General features: G+C 66.6%; 16 protein-coding genes. 9 read left to right on the forward strand and 7 right to left on the reverse strand.

Going from position 1 to position 15,806, the window contains the following annotated elements:
- Nucleotides 1-19 precede the first annotated feature (19 nt).
- On the reverse strand, nucleotides 20-622 hold the full coding sequence (locus HL666_RS14000) for a hypothetical protein (protein WP_172113515.1): 603 nt from the start codon (nucleotides 620-622) through the stop codon (nucleotides 20-22).
- Between the two features lie 292 nt (nucleotides 623-914).
- On the opposite strand from HL666_RS14000, the gene HL666_RS14005 reads away from it, so the two are divergent.
- On the forward strand, nucleotides 915-1,598 hold the full coding sequence (locus HL666_RS14005; RefSeq protein ID WP_172181964.1) for a phytanoyl-CoA dioxygenase family protein: 684 nt from the start codon (nucleotides 915-917) through the stop codon (nucleotides 1,596-1,598).
- A gap of 58 nt (nucleotides 1,599-1,656) precedes the next feature.
- A complete protein-coding gene (locus HL666_RS14010) occupies nucleotides 1,657-2,286 on the forward strand; it encodes a glutathione S-transferase family protein (RefSeq protein WP_172113513.1) in 630 nt (209 codons plus the stop codon).
- Nucleotides 2,287-2,330: 44 nt separating this feature from the next.
- On the opposite strand, the gene HL666_RS14015 is transcribed toward HL666_RS14010, so the two are convergent.
- On the reverse strand, nucleotides 2,331-3,419 hold the full coding sequence (locus HL666_RS14015) for a mandelate racemase/muconate lactonizing enzyme family protein (RefSeq protein WP_172181966.1): 1,089 nt from the start codon (nucleotides 3,417-3,419) through the stop codon (nucleotides 2,331-2,333).
- A gap of 197 nt (nucleotides 3,420-3,616) precedes the next feature.
- Between HL666_RS14015 and HL666_RS14020 the strand changes: the two genes are divergently transcribed.
- From HL666_RS14020 to HL666_RS14035, 4 genes are all read left to right on the forward strand, one after another.
- On the forward strand, nucleotides 3,617-4,414 hold the full coding sequence (locus tag HL666_RS14020) for an ornithine carbamoyltransferase (protein WP_311975763.1): 798 nt from the start codon (nucleotides 3,617-3,619) through the stop codon (nucleotides 4,412-4,414).
- A 21-nt stretch (nucleotides 4,415-4,435) separates the two neighbouring features.
- The gene (locus HL666_RS34705) at nucleotides 4,436-5,134 is read left to right on the forward strand and encodes a nucleoside/nucleotide kinase family protein (protein WP_210261901.1); all 699 of its coding nucleotides are present in this window, start codon (nucleotides 4,436-4,438) and stop codon (nucleotides 5,132-5,134) included.
- Between the two features lie 100 nt (nucleotides 5,135-5,234).
- A complete protein-coding gene (locus tag HL666_RS14030; protein WP_172132512.1) occupies nucleotides 5,235-5,915 on the forward strand; it encodes an HAD hydrolase-like protein in 681 nt (226 codons plus the stop codon).
- A 99-nt stretch (nucleotides 5,916-6,014) separates the two neighbouring features.
- Nucleotides 6,015-6,692 (forward strand): nitroreductase, encoded by a 678-nt coding sequence (locus HL666_RS14035; protein ID WP_172132511.1) that lies wholly within the window; start codon nucleotides 6,015-6,017, stop codon nucleotides 6,690-6,692.
- Between the two features lie 182 nt (nucleotides 6,693-6,874).
- On the opposite strand, the gene HL666_RS14040 is transcribed toward HL666_RS14035, so the two are convergent.
- Together HL666_RS14040 and HL666_RS14045 are read right to left on the reverse strand one after the other, a co-directional pair.
- Nucleotides 6,875-7,249 carry a nuclear transport factor 2 family protein gene (locus HL666_RS14040; protein WP_172113507.1) on the reverse strand — a complete coding sequence of 125 codons (375 nt, stop codon included), beginning with the start codon at nucleotides 7,247-7,249 and terminating at the stop codon, nucleotides 6,875-6,877.
- Nucleotides 7,250-7,345: 96 nt separating this feature from the next.
- Nucleotides 7,346-8,101 carry an SDR family NAD(P)-dependent oxidoreductase gene (locus HL666_RS14045; protein ID WP_172132510.1) on the reverse strand — a complete coding sequence of 252 codons (756 nt, stop codon included), beginning with the start codon at nucleotides 8,099-8,101 and terminating at the stop codon, nucleotides 7,346-7,348.
- 95 nt (nucleotides 8,102-8,196) lie between these two features.
- On the opposite strand from HL666_RS14045, the gene HL666_RS14050 reads away from it, so the two are divergent.
- Nucleotides 8,197-9,117: a LysR family transcriptional regulator gene (locus HL666_RS14050; protein WP_172181970.1), complete on the forward strand. Its 921-nt coding sequence runs from the start codon at nucleotides 8,197-8,199 to the stop codon at nucleotides 9,115-9,117.
- Between the two features lie 583 nt (nucleotides 9,118-9,700).
- Here the strand turns inward: HL666_RS14050 and HL666_RS14055 are convergent.
- Together HL666_RS14055 and HL666_RS14060 are read right to left on the reverse strand one after the other, a co-directional pair.
- Nucleotides 9,701-10,615 carry a phosphoribosylaminoimidazolesuccinocarboxamide synthase gene (locus tag HL666_RS14055; protein ID WP_172110540.1) on the reverse strand — a complete coding sequence of 305 codons (915 nt, stop codon included), beginning with the start codon at nucleotides 10,613-10,615 and terminating at the stop codon, nucleotides 9,701-9,703.
- A gap of 42 nt (nucleotides 10,616-10,657) precedes the next feature.
- Nucleotides 10,658-11,572 (reverse strand): pirin family protein, encoded by a 915-nt coding sequence (locus HL666_RS14060; protein ID WP_172181972.1) that lies wholly within the window; start codon nucleotides 11,570-11,572, stop codon nucleotides 10,658-10,660.
- Between the two features lie 131 nt (nucleotides 11,573-11,703).
- On the opposite strand from HL666_RS14060, the gene HL666_RS14065 reads away from it, so the two are divergent.
- Both HL666_RS14065 and HL666_RS14070 read left to right on the forward strand, forming a co-directional pair.
- A complete protein-coding gene (locus HL666_RS14065; protein WP_172181974.1) occupies nucleotides 11,704-12,780 on the forward strand; it encodes a helix-turn-helix domain-containing protein in 1,077 nt (358 codons plus the stop codon).
- 141 nt (nucleotides 12,781-12,921) lie between these two features.
- Nucleotides 12,922-14,328 (forward strand): serine hydrolase domain-containing protein, encoded by a 1,407-nt coding sequence (locus tag HL666_RS14070; protein WP_172181976.1) that lies wholly within the window; start codon nucleotides 12,922-12,924, stop codon nucleotides 14,326-14,328.
- Nucleotides 14,329-14,336: 8 nt separating this feature from the next.
- Here the strand turns inward: HL666_RS14070 and HL666_RS14075 are convergent, their stop codons facing one another.
- Entirely contained in the window at nucleotides 14,337-15,707 is a 1,371-nt protein-coding gene (locus HL666_RS14075; RefSeq protein ID WP_172181978.1) for an MmgE/PrpD family protein, read from the reverse strand.
- Between the last annotated feature and the right edge of the window lie 99 nt (nucleotides 15,708-15,806).

Below are 15,806 nucleotides of genomic sequence, written 5' to 3' on the forward strand. Positions count from 1 at the left end.
GAACTTCGAGAATCTGAGCTCAGGCCGTCTTGGGCAGCTTGTCCACCGGAACGAGGTAGGACTTGTTGCCGACCTGGAAGATGACCTTGCCGCTCTTGCCGTCGGTCGTCGAGATCTGCGACTGACCGAACATGATGACGTTGTTGTAGACGATCCCGGTGCCCTGTCGCGTGACGCCGTTGGTCGTCACGCTGACCTGGGCCTCCTTGCCGTTGACGGAGAGCACGCGAAAGCTCGCGCTCTGGCCGTTTTCGCCGTTGTAGCCGGCCCAGCTGCCGACGAGATTGCTCTCATTGGCGGGCGGGGCCTGCTTTTCGAGCATTGCGGTGGCCTTGCCGCCGCCGGCCGAGAACAGCAGCACCGCGTTCTTGCCGTTCTTGGTGCCGAGCGTGACCGCGCCGAAGTCGATGGTCGAGCCGTTGACCTCGCCGATGCCGCGCTCGGTGCGGCCGTTGTGGGTGTACTCCACCGTGGCGGCGGCGCCTCTGATGTTGACGACCTTGAAGCTCACGGCCTGGCCGTTGGCGGTCCAACTGCCCTTCCACTCGCCCAGCAGGTTGCTCTGGCGATAGACGCGCTCATTGGCGGGCGAGATCTGGTTGGTGCTTTGGATGGCTACCATGTGTGCTTCCAAGGAGCTCGGATCGCTCGTTTACCCCGTTTGTCGGATCGTTGCAGAGTGTTGCTAACGAGAGGTAGGTCGAGAGGGTTAACGAACGGTGAACCGGCGTCGGCGATCCGGCCGTTCCGCACTGCGGCCCATCGCCTCAGCGTCGTCTGCAGCGATGGACGTCACGGCCGGATGAATGCGACGGCGCGAAGCGCCACCGACGGGCGCAAGCGAGCTTGCCGAGGCGCGCCGGATCGTCGACCATGACGCGGCGAACCACGACCCCTCAATGTGCGAGCTCACCATGTCTGCAGCCCTCACGCGTGTCGGCGTCGGCCAGCTTCCGGATGCGGAGGCACGCCGCCTCGATGCGGACGGCTATCTGCTGTTGCGCGGTGCCATCCCGGCGGACTGGCTTGCGCCGCTGCGCGATGCGTTCGAGGCCGGCACGCTGCCATCCGAGCAATGGCCGGTGCCGCGCGGTCGCGACTGGCGCCACGCCATGGTCGATCTCGATGCCACCGTGCAGCGCGTCTGCCGCCTGCCGGTGATGCTCGCGGCCGTGCATCACATCCTGAAGGCGCCGTTCTTTCTCGGCCAGGTCGAAGGCCGCGAGCCGCTGCGCGATGGCGGCCAGCAGCCGCTGCATCGCGACAGCATCGAGCGCACGCGCACCGACGCGGTCTCGGCGCTGGCCTTTCTCGATCCGTTCGGCCCCGCCAATGGCGCGACGCAGGTGGCGCCGGGCACGCATCGCCAAGACACGGATGATGCGCAGGCTGCCCCGTTCGTCACGACCGGCGAGGCCGGCGACATCCTGCTGTTCGACGTCAACGTGCTGCACGGTGCGACCCGCAACGGCAGCGGCGCGCGCCGCCGCTCGCTGCTGATCACCTACGCCACCTCGGTCCAGCAGGAGGAGTGGCGCCGGACGCGCGCTCTGCGCGCGGTGCGGATGGATCAGGACGACATTTTCGGCGCGGAGTAGTCGCGCCGTCCCGCCCCTGTTGCGCACCTCCCAGCCAGATCATGCAAAGAGATTGCCGATGAAGCTGTACGATTCCGCGACTGCGCCAAGCCCGCGCCGCGTGCGCATCTTCCTCAGCGAGAAGGGCGTCAAAATTCCTACCGTTCAGCTCGACCTGCGTGCCGGCGAGCAGTTTCAACCGGAATTTCGCGCGCTCAATCCGCAATGCACCGTCCCGGTTCTGCAGCTCGACAGCGGCGCAGGGATCACCGACGTCATCGCCATCTGCCGCTACATCGAGGAGCTGCATCCCGCGCCGTCCCTGATGGGTCGAGACGCGGAAGAGCGGGCGTTGATCGAATGCTGGGTGCGGCGGATCGAGTGGGATGGCATCGTTGCGATCCAGGAAGCGTTTCGCAACAGCGCGCCAGGGCTGGAGCATCGCGCGCTGCCCGGACCGCTGCCGCTCGACCAGATTCCGGCACTCGCCGAGCGGGGCCGCCGGCGCGCCACGCATTTCTTCGCATGGCTCGACGCGCGACTGGCGGATCATGCCTACGTCTGCGGATCCGACTTCACGATCGCCGATATCAGCGCTCTGGTGGCCACCGATTTTGCGGCGCGGGCGAAGCTCGACCTGCGCGCTCAGTTGCGCCATCTCGAGCGATGGTACGACGACGTCGCGAGCCGCCCCTCCGCGAAGGCGTGATAGGCTCCTCCCCTGGGCGAGAGAGCGGCGAATCGCGCGCGGCATCACCCCGCGAGCTTCGCCAGCCCCTTCCAGTCGAACGCGATCCCATGCCCCGGCCTCGTCGGCGCGAGCGCCATGCCGTCGTCGAGCACGAGCGGATCGGCGATGTAGCGGTCGAGGCCGAAGCCGTGGGCTTCCAGGAAAGAGCGGTTAGGACACGCCGCGAGCAGGTGCACGGTGATGTCGTGCGCGCCGTGGCTGGTCACCGGCAGGTTGAACGCCTCGGCCAGCCGCGCGATCTTCATGAACGCGGTGACGCCGCCACAATTTGTCACGTCGGGCTCCGGATAGGACACCGCGCCGGCGGCGATGTAGTTCTTGAAGTCCCACAGCGAGCGTAGATTTTCGCCCGCCGCGATCGGCACGCCGCCGGCGCCGAGGATGCGGGCATGACCGGCGATGTCGTCCGGAATGGTCGGCTCCTCGAGCCAGGTGAGATCGAACGGCAGCAAAGCGCGGGCGGCGCGGATCGCCTCCTCGACCGTCCACTTCATGTTGGCGTCGGCCATCAGCGGAAAGCCGTCGCCGAGATGCTGCCGCATCGCGCGCACGCGCGCGACGTCGGCGGAAAGCGCGGGCCGGCCGACCTTCATCTTGATGGCCCGAAAACCCTTGGCGAGATTGTCGTCTGTCTGCTTGAGCAGCGCGTCGACGGAGAGATCGAGGTCGATGCCGCCGGCATAGCAGGGCACGCTGATATCGAAGCCGCCGAGCAGGCGGAACAGCGGCAGCTTGGCCCGACGCGCCTTGAGGTCCCACAGCGCGATGTCGAGCGCCGACAGCGCCAGCACGACCGGGCCGCCGCGCCCGCCATAGTGCAGGCCCCACCACACCCGGTGCCAGATCGCTTCGGTTGCGTCGGCCTCGTGACCAACGACGAGATCAGGGATCTCGCGCCTGCAGATGTCGGCAACGGCATGGCCGTTGCGGCCCACCGTGTAGGTGTAGCCTGTGCCCTCGGCGCCCTCGGCATCGCGCACCTTGCAGGTGATCAGCTCGAATGCCGTCATCTCGCCATGCGTGCTGTCGGTCAGCGTGACGCTGAGCGGGATGCGGTAGAGGCCGGTCTCGATCGCGGCGATCTGGGCCATGGTGCGGTTCCTTCCCTGGATTTTTGGCGAAGGTTATGCTGCTGCTGTGGCGAGGGCAATTGCGGACGGCGCATGGCGGACGAGAGGGCTTCGAAATCGATCTGCGTGACCCCGGGACGTGGTGAGAGGGCATGACGGGCGATCGTGACATCCTGTCCCTCGGCGACCTCGATGGCTCCGATATCCTTGGCATGCTGGTGCGAGCGCAGGAACTTGCCGCCTGCTGGCAGGCGCGCGCGATGCCGCAAGCGCTCGCGGGCCGGCGCATCGCGCTCGTGGTCGACGACGGCGGCTGGCGCAACACCACGGCCTTCGATCTCGGCGTGCAGGCGATGGGCGGTCTCTGCGTGCACGCGCCGATCCGTCTCAACGCGACGGAGGCGGTCGAGGATCTCGCCGCCTATCTCGACAACTGGTTCGATGCCGTGGTCTGCCGCACGCCGGAGCTCGAGATGCTCTATGCATTGTCGCACTGGGCGCAGGCGCCGGTGGTCAACGCGCGCACGCGGCAGAACCATCCGTGCGAGACGCTCGGCGACCTCGCCTTCCTGTGGCATTGCCGCGGCACCATCGACGGCCTGAAGATCGCCGTGGTGGCGCCGGCCGCCAACATCCTCGGCTCCTGGATCGAGGCCGCGCAGGTGCTTCCGATCGACGTCGTCCAGGTCTATCCGGCGCGATGGCACGCGCAGGGCGAGTCACCGCGCTTCCACGTCACGACCGATCTCGCCGCCTTGCAGGACGCCGACGTGATCGTCACGGATTGCTGGCCGAGGGATGAGGAACCCAGCGTGCTGCAGGACTATCAGATCACGGCGTCGGTGCTGGATAGTCTTCGGCCGAACCTGGACTTCCTGCCTTGCCCACCAGTCACGCGGGGCCAGGAGGTCTCTGGCGACGCCATGCTGCACCAGGCGTGCCGGTCGGTGCAGGCCAAGGCGTTCCTGCTGCACGCGCAGAATGCCGCGCTCGAATGGGTGTTCGGTACGCTATGATTAGTACGGATCGAGGTGTCGATGAGTTCAAATCGCATGACGACATTGCGGCATCTGGCGCGTCAGATTTCGCGGCTTCAGATGAGCCATCCGATCAGAATGGCTGTCGATGGCCGAACGGCGTCGGGCAAGACGACTCTGTCGGACGAGTTAGCTGAGCTGATCGAGCGAAGCGGCCGTCCTGTCATCAGAACATCGATCGATGGGTTTCACCGTCCGAAGGCTGAGCGCTATGCTCGGGGGCGGTTCTCCGCTGCCGGCTACTATAATGACGCTCGCGATCTTTCTGCTGTCAGGACCCTGTTGTTGGAGCCGCTAGCGCCCGGTGGCAACCGCCTCTACAGGACGGCATCCTTCGACCTCGGACTCGATCTGGCGATCGTGCAGCCTTCCGAGCTGGCGCCGGTGGATGCTGTGCTGCTGGTCGATGGGACCTTCCTGCAACGGCCGGAGCTGAGGAGCCATTGGGACGTCGTGATCTTCGTCGAAACCTCGCGCGGGATCTCTGACTCGAGGGGCCTAGGGCGTGACAGAGATCGTCTCGGAGAGCAGGTCGCCCTCAAACTCTACGCGGAACGCTATGGGCCTGCCTTTGATCTTTATGAAGATAACTGTAATCCAGCTGAGATGGCGGATGTCGTTCTCAACAATGATGACCTCGACAATCCGATCATTCGCTTCAAAACAGGAGGCCGGCTAAAGCCTAACCTGAACGGCTGAGCTTCCTCGTGTCCCAATGCGCGTTGGCTCCGTGACGGAACGCCCACTCGTCGGGACGATGACGAAGTTGCCCTTTCGTCGTCCGGCGCTATGCTCGGCCATGTCCAAGCTTCACGCGGTCCTGCTCGATCTCGACGGCACCCTGATCGACTCGCGCCCCGGCATTGCCGGGAGCGCGCGGGCCGCCTTGCGGTCGCTCGGGCATGCGCCTGACGACACACTCGACGTCACCGTCTTCATCGGCCCGCCGTTGCAGGACATGCTGCGCGCGCTGCTGCAGGCTCATGGCGACGACCCCGTCGGCGACGACCAGGTCGACGCGGCCGTCCTGGCCTATCGCCAGCATTATGGGGACATTGGCCTGTTCGACTGCGCGCTCTATCCGGGAATCCGCGAGTCGCTGCAGGAGATGCACGGCGCCGGTTTGCAATTATACCTCGCGACCTCGAAGCGAGAGGTGTTCGCGCGGCGTATCCTGGAGCATCTCGGTCTCGCCTCGTTGTTCGCAGCGATCCACGGCTCGGTGCCGTCGGGCGCGCTCGACCACAAGCCCGAGCTGCTCGCGCATATTCTCTCGATGCGGAATATCTCTGCGCGCGATGGCGTCATGATCGGCGATCGCCGCCACGACATTGCCGGCGCGCACGCGGTGGGACTGCGCAGTCTCGGCGTGCTCTGGGGCTATGGCAGCCGTGATGAGTTGGAAGCCGCCGGCGCAGACCGCCTGGTGGAAAGTCCCCTGGATCTGGCGCGCATGATTGCGTCGATGGTGACGCGATAGCGCGCGACAAGGCGCGGCTGGCGGTCGTCAATCTTGCGCCGGAACTCAAAAGCCGCGAAGATCGCGACCAAACAAACTCAGGGCAGGAATATCACGCACATGGAATTCGACGACGTCATCCTCGGCCGCCGCAGCATCCGCGGCTACAAGCCCGATCCGGTGCCGCGCGCACTCATCGAAGAGATCATCACGCTTGCGATGCGCGCGCCGTCGTCGATGAATACCCAGCCCTGGAATTTCTACGTCATCGCCGGCGAGCCGCTGAATCGCATCCGCGCCGGCAACACCGAGCGCATGGTCGCCGGCGTGCCGCAGTCGCGTGAATTCCGCACGGGCCAGCCGTTCGCAGGCCATCACCGCGACCGCCAGGTGCAGGTCGCCAAGCAATTGTTCTCGGCCATGGGCATCGCGCGCGACGACAAGGACAAGCGGCAGGATTGGGTGCTGCGCGGCTTCCGCCAGTTCGACGCACCGGTCTGTATCATCGTCACCTATGACCGCGTGCTCGACGGCAGCGACGACACGCCGTTCGATTGCGGCGCCGTGACCACGGCGCTGGTCAACGCCGCCTGGTCGCGCGGCCTCGGCGCCGTCATCAACAGCCAGGGCATCATGCAGTCGCCCGTGGTCCGCGAGCACGCCGGCATCGCCGACGACCAGATCATCATGAAGAGCATCGCGCTCGGCTGGCCGGACCACGATTTCCCGGCGAATGCCGTCGTGTCCGAGCGCAAGTCGGTGAAGGACGCGACGGTGTTCGTCGGGTTCGAGGAGTAGTTGATACCTCTTAGGGTGGGCAAAGCAGCCGCCGCAGGCGGCAGCATGCCCACCGTCGCTCAGCGGGCGCATCCGCAAGATGGTGGGCACGGCGTCACCGCGAGCTCGGACGGAGATGCACTGCGCTCTCGCCTTTGCCCACCCTACGGCTCTCTCATCTCTGATGAACGCCGCAATCACTCCTAAGCGGCCGCGTTGAGCAACACCCAGAGCCGTGCGATCCGACCATCGACGATCTCGGCCACGTCGGCGCCGGTCACGGCGATCGGGCCGTCCTTCGGGCCCGCCTGCCAAGCCAGGTGCGCCAAGCCATGATGACCCACGGCGCTGCCCACGGGCACGAAGGTGAAATCAGGCCCGAATTGTTGGAGAAGCTCTCCCGCCACGCGTGAAATCTCGGCGCGACCGCTGACAATGTTGGTCGGCTCGAACATGACGGGGGTCTCAACGAAAAGCTCGGCGATCGCGTCCGCGCGCTTCGCCGCATCGCGCTCATTGAAGACGCGGTTGAGGTTCGATCGTAGGAGACGATCGTAGTCGTCTGGTGAGTTCGACATGGTTTACTCCTGCAATAGGCCGAGAGGGCCGCGTGCAACGCGCTTTCGTGCACGCGGCGTCGAGCGTTGTAACGCGTTGTTCTCGACGGCGGGGCTTCACACCTGCGCCTGTCCGCCATCGACGAACAATTCGGCGCCATTGACGAAGCTGGAATCGTCCGAGGCGAGGAACACCGCCGCCTTGGCGATCTCGTCGGGATCGCCGACCCGTCCGAGCGGAATACGTGAGGCGAGATAGTCGAGCAGCCCCTTCTGCTGCGCGGCGTCGGGACCGGCGAGCTCGACGAGGCCGGGCGTCTTGGTGGCGCCGGGGCTCAACGTGTTGACACGGATGCGCCGGTCCTTGAGATCGAGGATCCAGTTGCGCGCGAAGGCGCGTACCGCAGCCTTCGAGGCGCTATAGACGCTGAAGGCGGGCGTGCCCTCGGTCCCTGCCGTCGAGCCGGTCAGGATGACCGAGGCGCCGTCGCGCAGCAGCGGCAGTGCCTTCTGGACCGTGAACAGGACGCCCTTCACGTTGCGGTCGAACGTGTCGTCATATTGCTGCTCGGTGATCTGGCCGAGCGGCAGCATCGATCCGCCGCCGGCATTGACGAACAGCACGTCAATGCGTCCGGCATCCTGCTTCACTTTCTGATAGAGCGCATCGAGGTCGGCGAGCTTGGTCGCATCGGCCTGCACGCCGGTGGCACTCCGGCCGATCGCGGTGACGGCGGCGTCCAGCTCCGGCTTGCGGCGGCCGGTGATATAGACCTGGGCGCCCTCGGCGGCGAAGCGCTTGGCGGTGGCGAGGCCGATGCCGCTGGTTCCGCCGGTGACGATGGCGATTTTTCCGCTGAGCTTCTGGGTCATGATGGTCTCTCCTGTTGTGCTGACCAACAGAAGATGGCGACGGGTCCGGTGTTTCGATATAGAAACAGTTGAAAGTCATCGTTGCAGGAAAATCGATGTCGAGCACTCGGTTACCCGATTTCGAAGGCCTGGCGCTGCTGGCGAGGGTCGCCGAGGAGCGCTCCTTCGCCGGCGCTGCTCGCGCCTTGAACCTGTCGGTGGCAACCGTTTCCCGGGCCATCACCCGTCTCGAAGACCGGCTCGGCGCGCGGGTATTCAACCGCACCTCTCGCAAGGTGGCGCTGACCGATTTCGGCCGGACGCTCGCCGAGCGCGGCGCGCGCATGCTTCGGGAGGCCGAGGAGGCGGAAAGCGCTGCGCGCGAACTGTCCAGCCGCCCGCGCGGCACCATCAATCTCGCCGTGCCGATGTCGTTCGGCCTGCGCAAGGTCAGCCCGCTGCTGCCCGCCTTCGTCCGCGAATACCCTGAGATCACGCTCAACCTGCATCTCAGTGACGCCGCCGTCGATCTGATCGGCGACGGCTTCGACGCCGCGCTGCGGATCGCGGCCCTGCCGGACTCGTCGTTGATCGCCCGTCGCCTGCGCCCGATGGGACGCTTCCTGGTGGCATCGCCGGGCTACATCGCCCGCTACGGCCGGCCGCAGACCCCCGCGGAATTGAACGCCCATCACTGCCTCGGCTACGCCTATCGCGCCCGGACGGCGACCTGGCACCTGACTCACGCCGACGGCCGCGAGGCCGCGGTGACGCCGACCGGACCGCTGTCAGTGACCAACATCGATGCGCTGCTACCCGCATTGCTGGACGGCATCGGCATCGCGGAGCTGCCGTGCTTCGTCGCCGATCCCCACGTCGCCGAAGGGCGGCTGGAGATCTTGCTGCCGGACTGGAAGCTCCCAGGCGGCGGGCTGTACTTCATCACGCCGGCCGCGCATGTGCGGCCGGCTCGGATCGAGGCGCTGAGCGAGTTTCTCGCCAGACATTTGTCGCGTTCGCGCGAAGAACGATGTTAGCGGAACAAACAATTGCGATTCACTAAGGCGAGATTTTGTGCTTGCGATTTTTCCGAAATCATGATTTGATGCGCCCATCCCGACCTCATGCAGAGGGGCGTACGCGTCGTCACGATACGTAGAGGCGGGGAGCGGTGGCCGCGGGTCTGTCAGGTGCTGATGCGCTGGACGATGGACAGCTTGCGGACGTTCAAGCCGTGTGGTCCTGGCGCCCCGATGCTGGCGCCAAGCCGGTGCGACATGATCCTCGACAGGACGTGGCGCGCAGGCGACGGGGGCAAGAAAGCCCGGTCCCCGGGGAGAGCTCGGAGCAGACGTTAAACCCATCGCGCAGGGAGGGCCGGGATGTCTCGGCTGAACCTGTGGTGACCGCCGCGTGCATTTTTCTTTCGCACGCGGGCCATGGGAGCAGCCAGCTCCCGGCCTTCCCTGCGCCCTCGGCATTTTCCAGGGCGAGATCGATCCGCAAAGCTCGGGCAAACGATGCTGCGAGAACGAGAGCCTGCGTCCGATATCGAGCCGGGGACGGATGCGAGGGAGGGCGAGCTCGGCTGTGATCAGTTCAGCTTCGGCCCTGATGTCGTCAGATCCTCAGCTCATGCCCGGTGACGCGCCTGAACGCCTCGAGATAGCGCTGGCTGGTCGCATCCACGACGCTCTGCGGCAAAGGCGGCGGCGGGGCGTCGCCGTTCCAGCGGCCGGCACGGCGCTCGGCGTCGAGATAGTCGCGCAGCGGCTGCTTGTCGAAGCTCGGCTGCGGCTGGCCCGGTTGATAGGCGTCGACAGCCCAGAACCGCGACGAGTCCGGCGTCATCACCTCATCGATCAGGATGATGTGGCCATCCTTGTCGCGACCGAACTCGAACTTGGTGTCGGCGATGATGATGCCCTGCTCACGCGCCAGCGTCTCGCCGAGCGTATAGACCGCACGCGTCATGCTCTCCAGCGTGTACGCCGTGTCGTCGCCGACCACCTCGCGCATGCGCGCAATCGTGATGTTCTCGTCATGGCCGGTCTCGGCCTTGGTCGCCGGGCTGAAGATCGCGGGCTCCAGCTTCTGGCTCTCGACGAGCCCTGCTGGCAGCTGCTCGCCGGCGAGCGTGCCGCTGGCGGCGTATTCCTTCCAGGCCGAGCCGGAGAGATAGCCCCGGATGACGCATTCGATCGGGAACACCGTGGTCCGCTTGCACAGCATGGCGCGCCCGAGAATCTCGTCGCGATGCGGCTTCAACTCCGGCACCGCGTCGATGATCTCATCCGTATCGGCCGAGATCATGTGGTGATGCACGACGCCTTCGAGCGCGTTGAACCAATAGGCCGAGATCTGCGTCAGCACCGCGCCCTTCATCGGGATGGTCTCGTTCATCACGACGTCGAAGGCCGAGATGCGGTCGGTGGTCAGCAGCAGCACGCGGTCGTCGCCGACGGCATAGATGTCGCGGACCTTGCCGCGGCCGATCTTCGGGAGCGGCAGATTGCTGGCGAGAAGCGTGGTCATCGGATCTGGCTTTCGAAACGGGAGCGTTGCGACCGCAATAGCCTATTCCGGCAGCGGAATGAACTCGTGCTCCTGGGGAACGGCGGCGAAGCGGCCGGTTTTCCAGTCCTGCTTGGCCTGCTCGATGCGCTCCTTGCTGGAGGAGACGAAATTCCACCAGACATGACGCGGCCCTTCGAGCGCGTCGCCGCCGAGGAACATCATCCGGGTCGGCTTGACCGTACGCACGCTGATCGCGTCGCCCGGGCGGAAGATCAGCAGGCGCGGCCCCTCGTGGCGCTCGCGCGCAATCTCGATTTCGCCGTCGACGATGTAGATCGCGCGCTCCTCGTGGTCGGGATCGAGCGGCACCACCGTGCCCGCCTGCGCCGTCACCTCGACATAGAACCACGGCGACACCATCGTCACCGGCGAGGCCTTTCCGAACGCCTTGCCGGCGATGATGCGGGCGGAGAAGCCGGTGTCGGTGACGGTCGGCAGCGCGCCGGCGGCGTAGTGCTGGAAGCTCGGGGCGATCTCCTCGGACTCGACGGGGAGCGCGATCCAGCTCTGCAGGCCCAGCATCTGCTGGCCGTTCTGCCGCTGGACATCCGGGGTGCGTTCGGAATGCGCGATGCCGCGGCCCGCGGTCATCAGGTTCATCGCGCCGGGCTGGATCTCCTGGACGTTGCCCTCGCTGTCGCGATGCATGATGGCGCCGTCGAACAGATAGGTGACGGTGGCGAGCCCGATATGCGGATGCGGCCGCACGTCCATGCCCTTGCCGGAGACGAACTGCACCGGGCCGAAATGATCGAAGAAGATGAACGGGCCGACCATCTGGCGACGGCCATGCGGCAGCGCCCGCCGCACGGCAAAGCCGTCGCCGAGATCGCGGGTGCGCGGTACGATGACATGCTCCAGCGCATCGCAGGAGGCGGGATCGCCGAATTCGGGATCGATCGATGGCCAGCTCATGGGGCGCTCCTGCAATGTGGTCGGTCGAGCTTAGCAGCTTCGCGAAGTCGAGGGCAGGGCATGAGGTCGCGGTGTTTGCCGGGAGATTTGAACGGGCTTAGAGTTCCGCAGCCGACGATGGATCCGCCCTGATGCCGCTCGAAAGTCTCGACCTCGCGCTCCGCGCTGCCGCCATCGCGCTGCTCGCCGTGCTGGCGGTGTCGATGTGGCGCGACCTCGGCCAGCGGTTGACTGGACGGCTGGCAATCGCGCTGGCGCTCGGCTCGGCCGCGCATGCGGCGACGTTCAACATCGGCGGCACGGCGGCGCCGTCGCTCGCCTTCGCGCCGCTGATCGCGCTCGCGACGGCCGATATCGTCGTGCTCTGGCTGTTCTGCCGCGCGCTGTTCGATGACGGCTTCGCATTGCGCTGGCACCACGGCCTCATCTGGCTTGCGGTGTTCGGCTTCAGCCTGGCGAGTTGCCTCATGCTGGGGCCTGCGGGTCACGGGCGGCTCGTCGTCATCGCCAACAATGCGCTGGCCATCGGCTTCCTCGGGCTGACCCTGGCGCAGACCGTCCGCTCGTGGTCTGCGGATCTCGTCGAGGGACGGCGGCGCGTGCGCGCCTTCGTCGTCATCGCGACCATGGCCTATGGCGGCGCCAATGCGCTGCTGCAGATCGCGTCCACCGGTGGCGGTCCGTCCGAGCTGGGCAATGTGATCAACGCGGCGATGCTCGCGGCCGTGGTCGCGGCCGTCACGCTGATGCTGCTCAAGGTCGGTGCGGGCGACGTGTTCGCCCCGGAGGCGGCGCCTGTCGAGAGGCCGGGCGTGGCAGCGGGGCCAGGGGTTGCCAGCGCGGCCGAGGCGGCGGTCAGCCGCAGACTGGTCGACGGGCTGATGCGACTGATGGCAGACGAGCGGATCTACCGCCAGGAGAACGTCACCATCGGCATGTTGGCAAGCCGGCTGTCGATCCCCGAATACCGGCTGCGGCGGCTGATCAATGGCGAGCTCGGCTATCGCAACTTCAACACCTTCCTGAACAACCACCGTATCGAGGAGGCGAAGGCCGCGCTCGCCGACCCGGCCCAGGCCGAGGTGCCCGTCATCACCATCGCGATGGACGCCGGGTTCCAGTCGCTCGGACCGTTCAACCGCGCCTTCAAGGCCGAGACAGGCGTGACGCCGACGGAGTACCGGCGCATGAGGCTGTCCGCCGCGTGATGATTGCGGCGTTGAAATCGCAAATGAATTTCGAAATCGGCGAGGTCGATCGCAGTTCCGGCTGGCGCCTGTTTCGAAATCGGCGAGCGGCGCGGCCGCCGCTGCGGTGGGGTCCGGCAGGTCCATCTGCCGGAGCTCCCCATGACCCGCCGCCGCCTGCTGCTCGTGTTCGTTTCGACCGTCACCCTGACCACCCTGGCCATCGGCGTTGCCCGGGCCCGCGACGTGCCCCAGGTCGCGACCGGATTCATCGCCGGCGTGCTGTGCTCGGAGACGTTCGTCTCCGGCCTCGATCCGGACGGTGTGCTGTCCGAGACCCAGGCCGCCATGCCCGGCGCCGGCCTGCTGAGCTGGGCGATGGACATCCGCGTCGATCGCAAGGCCAAGGATGTCACCGTCTCGCTGCTCGGGCTCGGCCGCAGCCATGCCGTGTATCGCGACGGGTACGGCTGCCATATGGATCATGGGGAAGCGCAGGAGTGGCCAACCGCACGGCCCGCCCAGCCGCAGCCCGCGCTGCTGTCCGATATCGCCCCGCCGCGTGTCGTGGCGCCGGCCAGTCCGGGCCTCGCCGCCGCGCTCGACCGCGCCTTTGCCGAGCCGGAGGCGCCGCCGTTCCGGCACACGCATGCGGTCGTGGTGTTGAAGGACGGCAAGGTCATTGCCGAGCGCTACGCGCCGGGCGTCTCGCTGGACACGCCGCTGCTCGGCTTCTCTGCGACCAAATCCATGACCGCGACCCTGATCGGCATCCTCGTCCGCCAGGGCAAGCTCGCGCTGCATCGGCCCGCGCCGGTCGCAGCGTGGACAAACGAGAGCGATCCGCGCCATGCCATCACCGTCGATCATCTGCTGCGCCACACCGCCGGGCTGGCGCTCGGCAGCTCGTTGCAGGCTTCGTTGTTGTCGGCGCTGGAGCCCGTGAACCGCATGAAGTTCATCGAGCCGGACCGGGCGGCATTCGCCGAATCCATGCCACTCGAAACGCCCCCTGGCGCAACGTTCAACTATCACGACGGCAACACCGTCATCCTCTCTCGTCTCATCCGCGATGCCGCGGGCGGCGGCGCTGCGGACGTGTTGCGTTTTGCGAATCGCGAGCTGACCGGTCCGCTCGGCATGACCAGCGTCACGCTCGAATTCGACTCAGCCGGCACCCCCGACGGATCGAGCCAGATGCTGGCTTCGGCGCGAGACTGGGCGCGGCTTGGCCAGCTGTATCTCGACGACGGCGTGGTCGGCGGCCGCCGCATCCTGCCAAAGGGCTGGGTCGACCATGTCAGCACGCCGACGCCGAACGCCTTCGTCGGCATCGGCGCCGGCTTCTGGACCAACCGCGGCGACAGCTTCGGCGCCAACTATCGCATCTCCCATGGCTGGCCGCGAGATGCCTTCTTCGCCAAGGGCACGCTCGGTCAGTACGTCATCGTCATCCCCTCCGAGCGCCTCGTCATCGCCCGCTTCGGCCGCACCGTGAACTGGCCGCCGGAAGTCGACGGCGTGGCGCAGCTCGTGAGCGACGTGATCGCGGCGACGCGGGGGGAGTGACGCGTGGATCAGGCCCTCCCCAGCGCCGTCGCCTGCGCGACGCGTTCGAAACGCTCCAGCGAAAGGATCGCGTCGGCAAAGTCCTGCGCGCGGCTGCTCAGCACCGGCCGCGCCAGCGTGATGAACTTGTCGCTCATCGCCTGCGCCGACGGGAACGAGGTCGGCTCGCCCGAGGGATCGTCGTGCAGCCGCTCATGCACGCCGTCCTCGGTGGTGATGGTGACGCGCGCGCCGAACGGATGGCTGCGGCCGACCTCGAGCCTGTCGTCCTGAACGACATCGAACTTGTCGGCGAGCGCATTGATCGCCGTGTCGCCGAGCCTGGTGTAGTCGTCCCAGCCGAAGCGGCCCTGGTCGAGCGCCAGCGCGCCGGTGAAGAACATCGAGAACTGGCCGCCGACGATCGAGGTCGGGTGCCGCTTGGTCGTGGCATCGCCGGTCAAGGTGATGCCGTTGCGATGCAGGCCGATCTCGACGCGCTTGACCTGGTCCGGCGTCAGATTGTGCTCGCGGCGCAGCGCGACGATGGCGTCGATCGCCGCATGGGTATAGCGGCAGCTCGGATACGGCTTCACGCCGATCTTCATCGTCTCATAGGTGGTGCCAAGCCCTGCCACCGCCTTTTCGTGATGCGGCGTGTCAGTGTAGCCGACCAGCAGGCCATGCTTGCCCTCGACGGATTCGACTGCGCCGACGAAATCGTTCTTGGCGAGCGTCGCGGCGATCACGCCGTTCATCGCGGACGCGCCGACCTGATAGCGCTTGTTCCACGCGCCGTTGACCAGAAACTGTAGCGAGCCCGCGGCCTGGCTGCCGGAGACGCCGAAGGCGTAGATCAGCTGTTGCTCGGACAGGCCGAACAGCTTGCCGGCGGCCGCCGCCGCGCCATAGGTGCCGGCGGTCGCGGTCGGGTGGAAGCCGCGGGCGTAGTGCGAGGTCGGGTCGAGCGCGTTGCCGAGCCGGCAGCAAACTTCGTAGCCGGCAACGATGGCCGTCAGTACCTCGCGGCCGGACGCGCCGACCATTTCGCCGATTGCAAAGGCGGCGGGTACGACCGGCGCACTCGGATGCAGCGACGAATCGGCGTGAGTATCGTCGAAGTCGAGCGAATGGCCCATGGTGCCGTTGAGCAGCGCCGCCACCGCCGGCGTCCAGGTCCTGGTATCGCCGAACACGGTCGCCTCGCCCGCCGCATCCAGCTTCAGCGCCGCGAGCATGTTGATTACCGACGGCGTCGATTCCGCCTCGCGGCGGGCGCGGATGGCGCTGCCGAGAAAATCGAGCGTCAGCACCTTGGCGCGATCGAGCACCTCGGGCGGAATATCGTCATATTTCAGCTCGGCGACATAGGCGGCGAGCGTTGCAGTTTCCTGGGCCATCGTGTTTCCTCGCTCTTATTGCCGGCCAGCGTAGGCAGACTGATTCCGCCTTTCAAGCGGGTCGGCCCCGGTGGGAAGCTGCCATGTCCGGATCGCGCC

The organism is Bradyrhizobium aeschynomenes, from assembly GCF_013178945.1.
In the GTDB taxonomy this organism is placed as follows: Bacteria; Pseudomonadota; Alphaproteobacteria; order Rhizobiales; family Xanthobacteraceae; genus Bradyrhizobium; species Bradyrhizobium aeschynomenes.

Coding starts and splice junctions, on each gene's coding strand:
- HL666_RS14035 (WP_172132511.1), top strand. CDS start 6,015: ATGGAATTCGACGACGTCATCCTCGGCCGCCGCAGCATCCGCGGCTAC.
- HL666_RS14045 (WP_172132510.1), bottom strand. CDS start 8,101: ATGACCCAGAAGCTCAGCGGAAAAATCGCCATCGTCACCGGCGGAACC.
- HL666_RS14010 (WP_172113513.1), top strand. CDS start 1,657: ATGAAGCTGTACGATTCCGCGACTGCGCCAAGCCCGCGCCGCGTGCGC.
- HL666_RS14075 (WP_172181978.1), bottom strand. CDS start 15,707: ATGGCCCAGGAAACTGCAACGCTCGCCGCCTATGTCGCCGAGCTGAAA.
- HL666_RS14030 (WP_172132512.1), top strand. CDS start 5,235: ATGTCCAAGCTTCACGCGGTCCTGCTCGATCTCGACGGCACCCTGATC.
- HL666_RS14005 (WP_172181964.1), top strand. CDS start 915: ATGTCTGCAGCCCTCACGCGTGTCGGCGTCGGCCAGCTTCCGGATGCG.
- HL666_RS14070 (WP_172181976.1), top strand. CDS start 12,922: ATGACCCGCCGCCGCCTGCTGCTCGTGTTCGTTTCGACCGTCACCCTG.
- HL666_RS14000 (WP_172113515.1), bottom strand. CDS start 622: ATGGTAGCCATCCAAAGCACCAACCAGATCTCGCCCGCCAATGAGCGC.
- HL666_RS14040 (WP_172113507.1), bottom strand. CDS start 7,249: ATGTCGAACTCACCAGACGACTACGATCGTCTCCTACGATCGAACCTC.
- HL666_RS14065 (WP_172181974.1), top strand. CDS start 11,704: ATGCCGCTCGAAAGTCTCGACCTCGCGCTCCGCGCTGCCGCCATCGCG.
- HL666_RS14055 (WP_172110540.1), bottom strand. CDS start 10,615: ATGACCACGCTTCTCGCCAGCAATCTGCCGCTCCCGAAGATCGGCCGC.
- HL666_RS14060 (WP_172181972.1), bottom strand. CDS start 11,572: ATGAGCTGGCCATCGATCGATCCCGAATTCGGCGATCCCGCCTCCTGC.
- HL666_RS14050 (WP_172181970.1), top strand. CDS start 8,197: ATGTCGAGCACTCGGTTACCCGATTTCGAAGGCCTGGCGCTGCTGGCG.
- HL666_RS14015 (WP_172181966.1), bottom strand. CDS start 3,419: ATGGCCCAGATCGCCGCGATCGAGACCGGCCTCTACCGCATCCCGCTC.
- HL666_RS34705 (WP_210261901.1), top strand. CDS start 4,436: ATGAGTTCAAATCGCATGACGACATTGCGGCATCTGGCGCGTCAGATT.